The organism is Variovorax sp. Soil_C_39 (assembly GCF_057656815.1).
Genome location: NZ_JBDGJQ010000002.1, coordinates 759067 through 772841 on the forward strand (window position 1 = coordinate 759067; position 13775 = coordinate 772841).

The 13775-nt window shown below is 66.3% G+C and carries 14 protein-coding genes; all 14 read right to left on the reverse strand.

What is annotated here, in order from left to right:
• Positions 1-3: 3 nt before the first annotated feature.
• Positions 4-732 (reverse strand): ribonuclease HII, encoded by a 729-nt coding sequence (gene rnhB, locus AC3A6J_RS07660; RefSeq protein WP_487859307.1) that lies wholly within the window; start codon positions 730-732, stop codon positions 4-6.
• Entirely contained in the window at positions 704-1852 is a 1149-nt protein-coding gene (gene lpxB / locus AC3A6J_RS07665; protein ID WP_487859308.1) for a lipid-A-disaccharide synthase, read from the reverse strand. The genes rnhB and lpxB overlap by 29 nt, the downstream gene beginning before the upstream one ends.
• Positions 1853-1866: 14 nt before the next feature.
• Complete coding sequence (gene lpxA, locus AC3A6J_RS07670) at positions 1867-2655, reverse strand: acyl-ACP--UDP-N-acetylglucosamine O-acyltransferase (protein WP_487859309.1); 789 nt, start codon at positions 2653-2655, stop codon at positions 1867-1869.
• A gap of 22 nt (positions 2656-2677) precedes the next feature.
• The gene (gene fabZ / locus AC3A6J_RS07675; protein WP_280816786.1) at positions 2678-3127 is read right to left on the reverse strand and encodes a 3-hydroxyacyl-ACP dehydratase FabZ; all 450 of its coding nucleotides are present in this window, start codon (positions 3125-3127) and stop codon (positions 2678-2680) included.
• Positions 3128-3149: 22 nt separating this feature from the next.
• Positions 3150-4127, reverse strand: coding sequence for a UDP-3-O-(3-hydroxymyristoyl)glucosamine N-acyltransferase (gene lpxD / locus AC3A6J_RS07680; protein ID WP_487859310.1), 978 nt, complete (start codon positions 4125-4127; stop codon positions 3150-3152).
• 13 nt (positions 4128-4140) lie between these two features.
• A complete protein-coding gene (locus AC3A6J_RS07685) occupies positions 4141-4686 on the reverse strand; it encodes an OmpH/Skp family outer membrane protein (RefSeq protein ID WP_487859311.1) in 546 nt (181 codons plus the stop codon).
• Positions 4687-7122, reverse strand: coding sequence for an outer membrane protein assembly factor BamA (bamA, locus tag AC3A6J_RS07690; protein ID WP_487859312.1), 2436 nt, complete (start codon positions 7120-7122; stop codon positions 4687-4689).
• Positions 7123-7160: 38 nt separating this feature from the next.
• Positions 7161-8531, reverse strand: a complete 1371-nt coding sequence (gene rseP / locus AC3A6J_RS07695; RefSeq protein WP_487859313.1) for an RIP metalloprotease RseP — start codon at positions 8529-8531, stop codon at positions 7161-7163.
• 30 nt (positions 8532-8561) lie between these two features.
• Positions 8562-9743: a 1-deoxy-D-xylulose-5-phosphate reductoisomerase gene (gene ispC / locus AC3A6J_RS07700; RefSeq protein WP_487859314.1), complete on the reverse strand. Its 1182-nt coding sequence runs from the start codon at positions 9741-9743 to the stop codon at positions 8562-8564.
• 2 nt (positions 9744-9745) lie between these two features.
• A complete protein-coding gene (locus AC3A6J_RS07705) occupies positions 9746-10591 on the reverse strand; it encodes a phosphatidate cytidylyltransferase (RefSeq protein ID WP_487859315.1) in 846 nt (281 codons plus the stop codon).
• Positions 10592-10621: 30 nt separating this feature from the next.
• Positions 10622-11365, reverse strand: a complete 744-nt coding sequence (gene uppS / locus AC3A6J_RS07710; protein ID WP_487859316.1) for a polyprenyl diphosphate synthase — start codon at positions 11363-11365, stop codon at positions 10622-10624.
• Positions 11366-11373: 8 nt separating this feature from the next.
• Positions 11374-11943 (reverse strand): ribosome recycling factor, encoded by a 570-nt coding sequence (frr, locus tag AC3A6J_RS07715; RefSeq protein ID WP_487859317.1) that lies wholly within the window; start codon positions 11941-11943, stop codon positions 11374-11376.
• Positions 11944-11956: 13 nt separating this feature from the next.
• Complete coding sequence (pyrH, locus tag AC3A6J_RS07720; protein ID WP_487859318.1) at positions 11957-12679, reverse strand: UMP kinase; 723 nt, start codon at positions 12677-12679, stop codon at positions 11957-11959.
• A 101-nt stretch (positions 12680-12780) separates the two neighbouring features.
• Positions 12781-13704 carry a translation elongation factor Ts gene (tsf, locus tag AC3A6J_RS07725; RefSeq protein WP_487859319.1) on the reverse strand — a complete coding sequence of 308 codons (924 nt, stop codon included), beginning with the start codon at positions 13702-13704 and terminating at the stop codon, positions 12781-12783.
• Positions 13705-13775: the final 71 nt, after the last annotated feature.

Genomic DNA, 13775 nt, shown 5'->3' on the forward strand with positions numbered 1-13775 from the left:
AGATCACGGCGCAGTGCGCAGTTCGGGGTGCGCGGTCTCGGCGGCGCCGATCGGCACTGCAGCCGGTCCCACCGCAATCTCGAACGCCATGGTCGAACCCGCCGTGGTCGCGGTGCGCGCCAGCGCCGCAGCCACCGGACTGAACGTGCGGCGGTGATGCACGCAGGCGCCGTGGCGCAGCAGCGCCTCGAGGTGCTCGGGCGTGCCGTAGCCCTTGTGGCCCGCGAAACCGTAATGCGGAAATTCCAGGTCCAGTTGTTCGCACAGCCGGTCGCGGTGCACCTTGGCGAGGATCGACGCGGCCGAGATCGCCTTGACGCGCGCATCACCCTTGATGATGGCCTCGGCAAGCACATCGAGCGTCGGCAGGCGGTTGCCGTCGACCAGCACCTTGGCGGGCTTGAGCCGCAGCCCCTCGACCGCGCGGCGCATCGCGAGCATCGTGGCCTGCAGGATGTTGTGGGTGTCTATCTCCTCGACGCTGGCCTGCGCTACCGAGCAGCACAGCGCCTTCGCGAGGATCTGGTCGTGCAGGCGCTCGCGCTGCAGCGCCGTGAGCGTCTTGGAGTCGGCCAGGCCCCGGATCGGCCGAAGGTCGTCGAGGATGACGGCCGCGGCCACCACCGGCCCCGCCAGAGGACCGCGGCCCGCCTCGTCGACGCCGGCCACCAGGCCCGGCGCGTCCCATACGAGCGGCGCCTGCTCAGCCTTCAAGAACTTTCTGGATCGCATCGGCGCAAAGTGTCGGCGTATCGCGCTGCAGTTGCACGTGCAGCGCTGAAAATCTTTGTTGCAGCGCCTCGGTCTTCTCGGGCGCATCGAGCCATTCGAGCGTGGCCTGCGCCAGCGCTTCGGGCGTCGCGGCCTCCTGCAGCAGTTCGGGCACCACGAACTCCCCCGACAGGATGTTGGGCAGGCCGACCCAGGGCTGGAGCTGCTTGCGCTGCATCAGCCGCCAGGACAGCGAATTCATGTTGTACGCGATGACCATCGGCCGCTTGAACAGCGCCGCCTCGAGCGTGGCGGTGCCGCTCGCGATCAGGGTCGCGTCGCAGGCAGCCAGCGCGGCATGCGACTGGCCGTCGAGCAGCGTCACCCGCCCCGCCGCACCGCTGGCCTGCAGCAGCGCCTCGACCTCGACGCGCAGCCCCGGCAGGATCGGCGCGACGAAGCGCAGCCCGGGCCTGGCCTTCAGCATCAGCGCGGCGGCAGCGAAGAAGCGTGTGGCAAGGTAGCGCACCTCCGAGCGGCGGCTGCCTGGTAACAGGGCCACGACCTGCGCATCAGGCGGCAGGCCGAGCGCCGCGCGAGCCGCGCCGCGGTCGGGCACCATGGGAATCACGTTGGCGAGCGGATGCCCGACATAGCTGCCCTCGACACCCTGCGCTTCCAGCAGCGCCGGCTCGAACGGGAAGATGCACAGCACATGGTCGGCCGCGGCACGGATCTTCTCGATGCGGTCGGCCCGCCAGGCCCAGATCGAGGGACAGACGAAATGCACGGTCTTCATGCCGCGGCTGCGCAGGCCGGCCTCGAGGTCGAGATTGAAATCCGGCGCATCGACACCGATGAAGAGCTCGGGCCATTCGCGCAGCAGCCGCGCCTTGAGCTGGCGCCGGATGCCGGCGATCTCGGCATAGTGGCGCAGCACCTCGATGTAGCCGCGGACCGCGAGCTTTTCTTGCGGCCACCAGCTCTGGAGGCCATGCGCGAGCATGCGCGGACCCCCGATGCCCACCGTCTCGAGCGAAGGCCAGCGCGCCTGCAGGCCGTCGAGCAACAGGCCGGCCAGCAGGTCGCCGGAGGCTTCGCCTGCGACCAGCGCGAACCGCCGCTGCGCGTCCTTGACCATGGGTGCCGCCGGCCTCAACGCGCGATGCCGCGCGTCGAGCTGGCCAGGAAGCGCTCCATCAGCGCCACGTCCTCGCCCGCCTCGGGCGACTCGGCAGCCAGCGCGGCAATGCCGGCGCGCGCCTCTTCGAGCGTCTTGCCCTGGCGGTACAGCAGGCGGTGCATCTGCTTGACGGCTGCAATGCGCGCCGCGGAGAAGTCGCGCCGCCGCAGGCCCACCACATTGAAGCCGCGCACCGCGAGCGGATTGCCGTCGACCAGCATGAAGGGCGGCACGTCCTGCGACACCGCACTGGCGAAACCAACCATCGCGTGCGCGCCGACCGAGACGAACTGGTGGATGCCCGTGAGCCCGCCGATCGTGACCCAGTCGGCCAGGTGCACATGCCCGGCGAGTGTGGTGTTGTTGGCGAGCGTGGTGTGGTCGTCGACCTGGCAATCGTGCGCGATGTGCGTGTAGGCCATGATCCAGTTGTCGCTGCCCACGCGCGTGACGCCTCCCGCCCCCGGCACGCCGAGGTTGAAGGTGCAGAACTCGCGGATCACGTTGCGGTTACCGATCACCAGTTCGGTCGGCTCGCCGGCGTATTTCTTGTCCTGCGGTATCGCTCCGAGCGACGAGAACTGAAAGATCCGGTTGTCGCGGCCGATGTTGGTGCGGCCTTCGATCACGCAATGCGCGCCGATGGTCGTGCCCGCACCCACGCGCACGTGCGGACCGATGACGGTGTAGGGCCCGACGGAAACGGAGGCGTCGAGTTCTGCCTTCGGGTCGACGAGCGCTGTGGGATGAACCTGCGTCATGCCTTTTCGTTGCTGCGCAGGCTCAGTTGATCTGGCGCATCGCGCACATCAGCGAAGCCTCGCAAGCCAGTTCGCTGCCGACCAGCGCACGGCCCTTGAACTTCGAAATGCCGGCCTTCATGCGTTCGATCTCGACCTCGAGCGTGAGCTGGTCGCCGGGTTCCACCGGACGCTTGAAGCGCGCGCCGTCGATGGCCGCGAAGTAGTAGACCGTGTTGTCGTCGGGCACGATGTCGAGCGAACGGAACGACAGCAGCGCGGCCGCCTGCGCCATGGCCTCGAGCATCAGCACGCCAGGCATGACGGGGCGATGGGGGAAATGGCCGTTGAAGAACGGCTCGTTCATCGTCACGTTCTTGAGCGCCGTGATGCGCTTGCCCTTTTCCATGTCCAGCACGCGATCCACCAGCAGGAACGGGTAGCGGTGGGGCAGCAGCTTGAGGATTTGATGGATATCGAGCGTCGTCGTCATGATTGTCTGTTCCTGCATCTCTTCACTTTTTCTCGGGAGCCTTCTCCAGCGCCTTGAGTCGTTCGCGCAGGCCGTGCAACTGCTTCAGCGTTGCAGCATTCTTTTCCCAGCTGGCATTGTCGTCGATGGGGAACATGCCGGTGTACTGGCCGGGCTTGCGGATCGAGCGCGTGACCACGGTCGCGGCCGACACATGCACCCCGTCCGTCACCGTGAGATGGCCCAGCACAATTGCGCCGCCGCCAAAGGTGCAATGCGCGCCAATGGTCGCGCTGCCCGCCACGCCGACGCAACCGGCCATGGCCGTGTGCCTGCCCACGTGCACGTTGTGACCGATCTGGATCAGGTTGTCGAGCTTGACGCCGTCCTCGATGACAGTGTCGTCGAGCGCACCGCGGTCGATGCAGGTGTTGGCGCCGATCTCGACGTCGTTGCCGATGCGCACCGCGCCCAGTTGCTCGATCTTGACCCATGCACCTTCGTGCGGCGCGAGGCCGAAGCCGTCGGCACCGATCACCACGCCCGGATGCAGCAGGCAGCGTTCGCCGATCACGCAATCCTCGCTGACCGTGACGCGCGACTTGAGCACCGTGCCCGCGCCGATGCGCGCACCCCGCTCCACCACGCACAGCGCGCCGATGCGCGCCGTGGCGTCGACCACGGCTTCAGGATGGACCACCGCCGACGGGTGGATGCGCTCGGCTTCGGGCCGCGCATGACGGGCCTTCCACAACTGGGTGAGCCGTGCGAAATACAGGTAGGGATCGGCCGCGACGATGTACGCGCCGCGCGCCGCAGCGGCCTCGCGCATGGCGGGCGCCACGATGACGCAGGCGGCCTTGGAGACCGCGAGTTCCTGCTGGTACTTGGGATGGCTCAGGAAACTGAGCGCGTCCGGCTGAGCGTTCTGAAGCGGCGCAAGCCGCTCGATCGAGAGCGCCGGGTCGCCGTGAAGCTCACCCCCAAGGGCGCTGACGATGGCTCCGAGCTGCAACGACACGCCGTCTGCGGCGTTACTTGCCGCCCGCTGGCGCGGAAGAAGCGGTCGTGGCGTTCAGCGCCTTGATCACCTTGTCCGTGATGTCGTGCTTCGGATTGATGTAGATCGCTTCCTGCAGGATCGCGTCGTACTTCTCGGCCTCGGCCACCTGCTTGACCACGCGGTTGGCGCGCTCGTAGACCTGCTGCAGCTCTTCGTTCTTGCGTGCGTTGAGGTCTTCCTGGAATTCGCGGCGGCGGCGCTGGAAGTCGCGGTCTTGATCGACGAGCGCGCGCTGGCGCGACGTGCGCTGGCTTTCGGACAGCGTGGGCGCCTCGCGCTCGAACCGTTCGGAAGCGCTCTTCAGTGCCTCGCCCAATGCTGCGAGATCCTTTTCGCGCTTGAGGAACTCGGCCTCGAGCTTGGCTTGCGCATTCTTCGACGGCTGGGCCTCGCGCAGCACGCGGTCCGGGTTCACGAAGCCGATGCGAAAGGTCTCCTGCGCCTGGGCAGGCGCGGCAACCAGCGCAAAAGCGGGGATCAACAACGCGCCAGCGGCGGCGCGAATCAAATGCTTCATTTAGAAAGACGTTCCGATCTGGAATTGCAAGCGCTGGATTCTATCCTTCGGGATCACAACGAAGCCGGTGGCCGGATCCAGCACTTCCTTCTGGGATTTGACGGGGAAGGCGTAGGCGAGGCGCAGCGGGCCCAGCGGCGAGATCCAGCTGATGCCCAGACCCACCGAGGCGCGCAGCTTCTTCTGCGCCTTGTACTGCTCTTCAGACAGGCCGGGAGCGCGCGACCCGAAAACGTTGCCGACGTCGAAGAAGCCGTACAGGCGCAGCGTGCGGTCATTGCCGGCGCCGGGGAACGGGGTGCTGAGTTCGGCATTGAACACGGCCTTCTTGGTGCCGCCGAGCGCGGCGCCTTCGGTCTGGAAGACCAGCGGCACGTCGCGCGGACCGAGCGAGTTCTGCTCGAAGCCGCGCACCGAGCCCAGGCCGCCGGCATAGAAGTTCTTGAAGATCGGGTAGACCGCGCCGCCCAACGGCTTGGCATAGCCGAGGTCGGCGTTGATCGCGAAGGTGTACTGCTTGTTGATTGCGAAGAACTGCTGGTACTGGTAGTTCGTCTTGAAGTACTTCATGTCGCCCGCCACCCCGAGCTCGAGGTTGGCGCGCTGCAGACGTCCGGTGGTCGGGACCAATGCACTGTCGCGGCTGTCACGGCCCCAGCCGATGGTCAGCGGCACACCCCAGACACTCTTCTGGTCGCAGTTGGTCACGAAGAAGCCGGTGGCATCCTTGGAACACTGAAAGTAGCGCAGGTACGACGAAGGGGTGAACAGGCCCGAGAACGAGGTCGTCGAGTTCGGGTCGAAGGCATAGCGCTCGAGGCCGATGCCGAAGAAGACCGTGTCGACCTCGCTGAACGGCACGCCGAAGCGGATGGAGCCGCCCTGGTTCACGAGCTTGTAGTCGCCGTCGATGGTCGTCGAGTACGGACGCGTCGTGGTGTGATAGAGGCTGACCGTGCGCGAGATGCCGTCCTTCGTGAAGTACGGGTCCGTGGTGGTCACCGACAGGGTGCGGTTGTACTTGCTGGTATTGACCTGCACGCCCAGGAAGTTGCCCGAGCCGAACACGTTCTCCTGCGAGATGCCGAAGGTCAGCGCGACCTTTTCTGCGCTCGAGTAGCCGGCGCCCAGCTGCAGGCTGCCGGTGGGCTTTTCGGCCACGTTGATCGTCAGGTCGACCTGGTCGGGCGTGCCGGGGATTTCCTGCGTCTCGACGTTGACTTCGGTGAAGAAGCCGAGGCGGTCCACGCGGTCGCGCGACAGCTTGATCTTGTCGCCGTCGTACCAAGAGGCCTCGAACTGGCGGAACTCGCGGCGGATGACCTCGTCGCGGGTCTTGGTGTTGCCGCCGACGATCACGCGCCGCACATAGACGCGCCGCGACGGCTCGGACTGCAGCGTGAGCGTCACCCGGTTGTTGACGCGGTCGATCTCGGGGCGCGCCTGCACCCGTGCGAACGCATAGCCGAAGGTGCCGAAATAGTCGGTGAACGCCTTGGTGGTCTCGGTGACCTCCTCGCCGTTGTAGGGCTCGCCCGGCCTGATCGTGACGAGTGACTTGAATTCTTCGTCGCGGCCGAGGTAGTTGCCGTCGAGCTTGACCCCCGCCACGACGAACTTCTCGCCTTCGGTGACGTTGACCGTGACCGTCAGGTCCTGGCGATCGGGCGAGATCGCGACCTGCGTCGAATCGATGCGGAACTCGAGGTAGCCGCGCGTGATGTAGTAGGAGCGCAGCGTTTCGAGGTCGGCGTTGAGCTTGGTGCGCGAATAGTGGTTCGACTTGGTGTACCAGCTCATGAAGCCGCCGCTGTCCTGGTCGAACAGGCTCAGCAGCGTCGATTCGCTGAATGCCTTGTTGCCGATGACACGCACTTCGCGGATGCGCGCCGAATCGCCTTCGGTGACGGTGAAGGTCAGGTTGACGCGGTTGCGCTCGATCGGCGTGACGGTGGTCACGACCTGCGCGTTGTAGAGGCTGCGGCTCACGTACTGGCGCTTGAGCTCCTGCTCGGCGCGGTCGGCCAGCGCCTTGTCGTACGGGCGTCCGTCGGCCAGGCCGACTTCGCGCAGCGCCTTCTGGAGCGCGGCCTTGTCGAACTCCTTGGTGCCGACGAAGTCGACGTCGGCGATCGTGGGCCGCTCCTCGACGATCACCACCAGCACATTGCCGTTGACGTCGATGCGCACGTCCTTGAACAATCCCAGGTCGAACAGCGCGCGGATCGCGGCCGATCCACGTTCGTCGCTGTAGGTATCGCCCACGCGCAGCGGCAGGGATGCGAAGATCGTGCCGGGCTCGACGCGCTGCAGGCCTTCGACACGGATGTCGCGCACCGTGAAGGGCTCGACGGCCCAGGCTGCCGTGGCCGCCAGGGCGCTGGCCACCACCGCGGCGACGCTACGCAGGCGAAAGCGACTGAAGTTTTTGTTCATCTGAGAATTGGGCCGGCGCGCAAAGGGCCGGCAGAAAGTTAACCAAAGAGCCGCGTGACGTCGTTGAAGAGTGCGACCGACATCATGACCAGCAGCAAAGCGACACCGCCGCGCTGAAGCCGTTCCATCCAGGCGTCGGAGACACCCTTGCCGGTCAGGCCCTCCCAAAGATAATACATCAGGTGTCCTCCATCGAGGACCGGCAGCGGCATGAGATTGAGCACGCCCAGGCTCACGCTGATCAGGGCCAGGAACACGAGGTACTGCGTGAGTCCGAGGCTTGCGGACTTGCCGGCATAGTCGGCAATCGTGAGCGGCCCGCTGAGATTCTTGAGCGACGCCTCGCCGATCACCATCTTGCCCATCATGCGCACCGTGAGGGCCGACACCTCCCAGGTGCGGACGATGCCGCGCCAGAAGCCCTCGACCGGACCCTGCCGCACCATGATCATCTCGGGCGGGGCACCCACATAGGCACCGATCCGTCCCACCTTCGTGCCGCCTTCGTCGCGCACTTCGGGTGCCACTTCGAGCCGGAGCGCCTGTCCGGCGCGGATCAACTGCCAGGTCTGTGCACGCGGCTGGTCGCCGTCGATCGAACTGCGGATCACCTCGCGCAACTGCTGGCCGTCGACGATGGGCGTGTCCCCGACGACACGCACCACGTCGCCGCTGCGCAGGCCGGCGCGCTCGGCAGCACTGTCTTCCATGACCTGCCCGATCTCGGGAACGGTCAGGGGCGCCAGCAGGCCGATCTTGCGGAACATCTGCGGATCGGCGTCCTTGGCCTCCAATTGGCTCAGGGGCAGCACGATTTCGCGCGCGGGCCGGCCGGCTTCGCCCGCGATCTCGAGCGTGAGGTCGCGGCTGTCGAGCGCGCCGCGCGTCATGCGCCAGCGCAGGTCCTCGAAAGAGTCCACCGGCTCCAGTTCGCCTTCGAAGCCGGCGCGCGTGACATGCTCGCCGCCACGCAGCCCCGCCGCCTCGGCGAGCGAAGCGGCCACGGGGGGCGCGAGCCTGGCGACCGGCTCGTCCACGCCGATCCAGTTGACGGCCGTGTAGAGCACCACCGCGAGCAGCAGGTTGGCGATCGGCCCGGCGGCCACGATAGCCGCGCGGGAGCGCAGCGGCTGCGTGTTGAAGGCGCGATGGCGCTCTTCGGGCGGCACCGGGCCTTCGCGCTCGTCGAGCATCTTGACGTAGCCGCCCAACGGGAAGGCGCCGATGACGAATTCGGTTTCCTGCCCCGGGTGTTGGCGCTTCGGCCGCCAGCGGAAAAGGGTCTTGCCGAAGCCGACCGAGAAGCGCTGCACCTTCACGCCGCAGGCCACGGCGACGCGGTAGTGGCCGTATTCGTGCACGGCAATCAAGAGGCCGAGCGCAACCACAAAAGCAATGACAGTGAGCATCCTGATCCTTGTCGGTCGGCAGGGGCGCGATCAGGCGGCGAAGCGAAGCGCCGCCGCATTGGCCGCCGCCCGGGCGCTGGCATCGAGCGCCAGCAGGTCGGTCAGCGATCCGGGCTTGGAGGGGATGACGGCCTCCAAAGTTTCCATGTTCACCGCATGAATCCGGTCGAACCGCAGGCGCCGGTCGAGAAAGGCCTCGACGGCGACCTCGTTGGCGGCATTGAGCACCGCCGTGGTTCCGGGCGCGGCGCGCAGCGCATGCCAGGCGAGGCCCAGTCCTGGAAACAGCGCCGCGTCGGGCGCGTCGAAGCTCAGCGCGGCCATCTGCCGGAAGTCGAGGCGCCCTGCCCCGCTCTCGATGCGTTCGGGCCAGGCCAGGCCGACCGCGATCGGCACCCGCATGTCGGGGGTTCCAAGCTGGGCAATGACGGATGCGTCGGTGAACTGCACCATCGAATGGACCACGCTCTGCGGATGGATGACCACCTCGATCTGCTCGGGTTCGACGCCGAACAAGTGACGCGCCTCGATGACCTCGAGCGCCTTGTTCATCATGGTGGCCGAATCGACCGAGATCTTGCGGCCCATGACCCAGTTCGGATGCGCGCACGCCTGCTCCGGCGTGACCGAGCCCAGCGTCGCGGGCGCGCGGGTGCGGAAAGGGCCGCCCGAGGCCGTGAGAATGATCTTGTCGATCCGCCGCGCCCAGGTCGATGGATCTTCAGGCAGCGACTGGAAGATCGCCGAATGCTCGCTGTCGATCGGCAGCAGCGTGGCGCCGCCTTCGCGCACGGTGCGCATGAACAGCTCGCCCCCGACCACCAGCGCTTCCTTGTTGGCCAGCAGCAGCCGCTTGCCGGCTCGCGCCGCAGCGAGGCACGGCCCCAGCCCGGCGGCACCGACGATCGCAGCCATCACGGCATCGACTTCTTCGTGGGACGCGATCTCCTCGATCGCGCGCGCGCCGCTCAGCACCTGCGTCGGCAGGCCGTTCTGGTCGATCTTTTCGGCCAGCAGCGCGGCATGCGGCGCACTCGCCATGACGGCGAAGCGAGGCAAAAAGCGTGCGCACTGCGCCAGCATCTCGTCGACCTTGGTCGAGGCGGAGAGCGCGAAGACCTCGAAACGGTCTGGATGGCGTGCAATCACGTCGAGCGTGCTGACACCGACCGAGCCGGTCGAGCCGAGCACCGTGACCCGTTGTTTGGACATGTTCACAAGGAAGCCAGCATCATGGCAATGGGAAGCGCCGGCAAGAGGGCATCCACGCGGTCGAGCACGCCGCCGTGCCCTGGCAGCAGGCTGCTGCTGTCCTTGGCACCGGCGCTGCGCTTGATGAGCGATTCGACGAGGTCGCCGACGACGCTCATCGCCGCGAGAAAGACCACGCCAAGAAGCAGCAGCCACCAGCCGCGCTCGTGCAGCCGGGAGTACAGGCTGGCCACCGTCGCGCCCACGGCGCGGTCGGCCCAGACCCAGGCGAAGGCCAGCACGGCCACACCGACCATGCCGCCCCAGACGCCCTCCCAGCTCTTGCCGGGGCTGATCGCCGGCGCGAGCTTGCTGCGCGTGAACTTTAGGCCGAACGCCCGGCCGGCGAAGTAGGCAAAAACGTCCGCCACCCAGACCAGCACGAAGATCGACAGCAGGAAATTGATGCCGACCATGCGCGCCTGCACAGCCGCCAGCCAGGCCACCCAGAGTGCGAGCAATCCGCCGACCAGACGCAGGCCGCGCGGAATGCGCGGCCAACCCGGCACCGCGACGCGCAGCAAGGCGGCGCCGCCCAGCACCCAGGCCGCACTGGCCACCAGCCAGATCGGCAGCAGGGAACGTTCGAGCAGGCCGAGCCACCACGACAGCGCGCACAGCGCCACGACTTCCAGGCCGAGGAACACCGACAGCCGCTGGCCGTGGCCGTTCAAGCGGCCCCATTCCCAGCCGGCCGCGCCGATCAGCACCAGCATCACGCCGGCAAAGGGGATGTGCGACGGATAGAAGAGCGCCGGCAGCAGGATCGCCAACAGGACGACCGCCGTGATGATGCGTTGTTTGAGCATTCGGCTGAAAGGTGGAGGCCGGCCGCAGCCTCAGGCCAGTTGGCGATCTTGCGGGGACTGGCTGCCGGCCGTGACCTGCGCCGAAGTCTTGCCGAAGCGGCGCTCGCGCACCTGGTACGCAGCAATGCCTGCATCGAGCTCGGCCTCGTCGAATTCAGGCCAGAGCTTGCTGCTGAAGAACAACTCGGCGTAGGCGCTCTGCCACAGCAAAAAGTTCGACAGCCGCTGCTCGCCGCCGGTGCGGATCAGCAGATCCGGGTCGGGCACGTGCGCGAGGGCCATGGCACGGTCGAGGTTGGCCTCGGTGAGCGCCTCGCCCTGCTCGGCCAGGCGCGCAGCGGCGCGGGCAATGTCCCAGCGGCCGCCATAGTTGAAGCAGATGTTGAGGATCAGCTTGGCGTTCTGCGCGGTGTTGGCCTCCGCGTCGACCAGGCCCTGCACCATCTTCTTCGAGAGACCCGCGCGTTCGCCGACGAAATGCAGGCGCACGCCATCGCGCCCGAGCTTGGGCACCTCGCGCGCGAGCGCACCGACCATGATTTCCATCAGCCCCGAGACCTCCTCGGGCGGCCGGTTCCAGTTCTCCGACGAGAACGCGAACACAGTGAGAATGCCCACGCCGCGGTCGACGCACGCCCTCACGCAGCGGCGCAGCGATTCAACGCCCTGCTTGTGGCCTGCCACGCGGGGCAGAAATCGCCGCGTGGCCCACCGACCGTTGCCATCCATGACGATGGCAATATGGTGAGGAATCTGCAGCGAGGGGGAAGCCATGCGCAGCCTCAAACGGCCATGATCTCCGCTTCCTTGGCCGCGATCAGGCGGTCGATTTCCGCGATGTGGCGGTCGGTGACCTTCTGGATCTCGGCTTCGGCGCGCTTCTGCTCGTCCTCGGAGGCGAGCTTTTCCTTCACCAGCTTCTTGACCGACTCGTTCGCGTCGCGGCGCAGGTTGCGCGTCGCGACCTTGGCGCTCTCGCCTTCGTTGCGGACCAGTTTGGTCATCTCGCGGCGGCGCTCCTCGCTCATTGCGGGCAGCGGCACACGGATCAGGTCACCCATCGAGGCGGGGTTCAGCCCCAGGTCGCTTTCGCGGATGGCCTTCTCGATCTTGGCGCCCATGCCCTTTTCCCAGGGCTGGACGCTGATCGTGCGCGAATCGAGCACCGAGACGTTGGCCACCTGGCTCAGGGGCACCTGGGAACCGTAGTACTCGACCTGGATCGAGTCGAGCAGCGCCGAATTCGCGCGGCCGGTGCGGATCTTCGTGAGGTTGTTCTGGAACGCTGCGAGCGACTGATTCATCTTGGCGTCGGTCGCACTGCGGATTTCAGCAATGGTCGGGGTGGTCATCTCAATTTACTCCTCAGGCATGCACCAGCGTGCCCTCGTCCTCGCCCATGACGACACGCTTGAGCGCGCCGTTCTTGAAGATCGAGAACACCTTGATTGGCAGTTTCTGGTCGCGGCACAGCGCAAAGGCCGTGGCGTCCATGATGCCCAGATTTTGCGCGATCGCCTGGTCGAAAGTCAGCGTCGAATAGCGCGTCGCGTCCGGGTGGGTCTTGGGGTCGGCGCTGTAGACGCCGTCGACCTTGGTCGCCTTGAGCACCAGTTCGGCACCGATCTCGGCGCCGCGCAGCGCAGCGGCCGTGTCGGTGGTGAAGAACGGATTGCCCGTGCCGGCGGCAAAGATCACGACCTTGCCCTCTTCGAGGTACTGCAGCGCCTTGGGCCGGACATACGGCTCGACCACCTGCTCGATGGCGATGGCCGACATCACGCGCGCCACCAGGCCCTGCTTGTTCATGGCATCGGCCAGCGCCAGCGAGTTCATCACCGTGGCCAGCATGCCCATGTAATCGGCCGTGGCGCGGTCCATGCCCACGGAGCCTCCCGCGACGCCGCGGAAGATGTTGCCGCCGCCGATCACGACCGCGACCTCGACGCCCATGTTCACGACCTCGGCCACCTCCTCGACCATGCGCACGATGGTGGCACGGTTAATACCAAAGGCATCATCTCCCATCAATGCCTCTCCCGACAGCTTCAACAAGATTCGCTTGTGGGCTGGGCGGGCATCGGACATGGGCATTTTCCTTGGGTTGATTTGGCGGGACGAGTGTAGAACGAGGCGGTGAAAAAGCGACGGCGCACAGGCGCAGGCCGTCGCTTCGGGGCGTAACAGTTTTACGCGCCAGCTTTGGCGGCAGCGACCTGCGCAGCCACTTCGGCCGCGAAGTCGTCGACCTTCTTTTCGATGCCTTCGCCGACCACGTAGAGCGTGAAGCCCTTGATCGAGGTGTTGGCGGCCTTGAGCATCTGTTCGACGGTCTGCTTGTCGTTCTTCACGAAAGCCTGGTTATGCAGCGAGACTTCCTTGAGGTACTTCTGCACGCCGCCTTCGACGCGCTTCGCGACGATGTCGGCAGGCTGCGGCTTCTTGCCTTCGGCTTCGGCCGTCTTGCGGTCTTCCTCGGCCTTGCCTGCAGCCACTGCGCGCTCTTTCTCGATCAGCTCGGCGGGCACGTCTGCGGCCGAGATGGCGACCGGCTTCATGGCAGCGATGTGCATGGCCACGTCCTTGGCCGAGGCGTCGTCGCCTTCGAACTCGACCATCACGCCGATGCGCGTGCCGTGCAGGTACGAAGCCAGCTTGCCGTTGCCCGAGAAGTGCTTGAAGCGGCGGAAGCTCATGTTCTCGCCAATCTTGCCGATCAGGCCCTTGCGCACGTCTTCGAGCGTCGGGCCGAAGCCGTCCTGCTCATAGGGGAGCGCGCCGAGCGCCGCGAGATCTGCCGGATTGTTCTTCGCGACCAGCATCGCAGCGGCATTGGCCATGGCCAGGAAGCTGTCGTTCTTGGTGACGAAATCGGTCTCGCAGTTGATCTCGATCATGCCGCCCTTGTCGCCCTCGACGAATGCGGTGACCACGCCTTCGGCCGTGATGCGGCCCGACGCCTTGCCGGCCTTGTTGCCGAGCTTGATGCGCAGCAGTTCCTCGGCCTTTTCCATGTTGCCGTCGGCCTCCGTCAGGGCCTTCTTGCATTCCATCATGGGCGCATCGGTCTTTGCGCGAAGTTCGCCGACCATGCTTGCGGTGATTGCAGCCATTGTTCTATCTCCGTGTCCAAAAAATCAGATTAAAAAAAAGGGGCACCAAAGCCCCTTCTTCAGGCGCGCGA

What these genes read in the sequence shown, in the direction of transcription:
- lpxB (WP_487859308.1), bottom strand. Translation starts at nt 1,852, where the DNA reads ATGGTCAAGGACGCGCAGCGGCGGTTCGCGCTGGTCGCAGGCGAAGCC.
- rnhB (WP_487859307.1), bottom strand. Translation starts at nt 732, where the DNA reads ATGCGATCCAGAAAGTTCTTGAAGGCTGAGCAGGCGCCGCTCGTATGG.
- rseP (WP_487859313.1), bottom strand. Translation starts at nt 8,531, where the DNA reads ATGCTCACTGTCATTGCTTTTGTGGTTGCGCTCGGCCTCTTGATTGCC.
- pyrH (WP_487859318.1), bottom strand. Translation starts at nt 12,679, where the DNA reads ATGTCCGATGCCCGCCCAGCCCACAAGCGAATCTTGTTGAAGCTGTCG.
- lpxA (WP_487859309.1), bottom strand. Translation starts at nt 2,655, where the DNA reads ATGACGCAGGTTCATCCCACAGCGCTCGTCGACCCGAAGGCAGAACTC.
- AC3A6J_RS07685 (WP_487859311.1), bottom strand. Translation starts at nt 4,686, where the DNA reads ATGAAGCATTTGATTCGCGCCGCCGCTGGCGCGTTGTTGATCCCCGCT.
- frr (WP_487859317.1), bottom strand. Translation starts at nt 11,943, where the DNA reads ATGACCACCCCGACCATTGCTGAAATCCGCAGTGCGACCGACGCCAAG.
- fabZ (WP_280816786.1), bottom strand. Translation starts at nt 3,127, where the DNA reads ATGACGACGACGCTCGATATCCATCAAATCCTCAAGCTGCTGCCCCAC.
- tsf (WP_487859319.1), bottom strand. Translation starts at nt 13,704, where the DNA reads ATGGCTGCAATCACCGCAAGCATGGTCGGCGAACTTCGCGCAAAGACC.
- AC3A6J_RS07705 (WP_487859315.1), bottom strand. Translation starts at nt 10,591, where the DNA reads ATGCTCAAACAACGCATCATCACGGCGGTCGTCCTGTTGGCGATCCTG.
- uppS (WP_487859316.1), bottom strand. Translation starts at nt 11,365, where the DNA reads ATGGCTTCCCCCTCGCTGCAGATTCCTCACCATATTGCCATCGTCATG.
- ispC (WP_487859314.1), bottom strand. Translation starts at nt 9,743, where the DNA reads ATGTCCAAACAACGGGTCACGGTGCTCGGCTCGACCGGCTCGGTCGGT.
- bamA (WP_487859312.1), bottom strand. Translation starts at nt 7,122, where the DNA reads ATGAACAAAAACTTCAGTCGCTTTCGCCTGCGTAGCGTCGCCGCGGTG.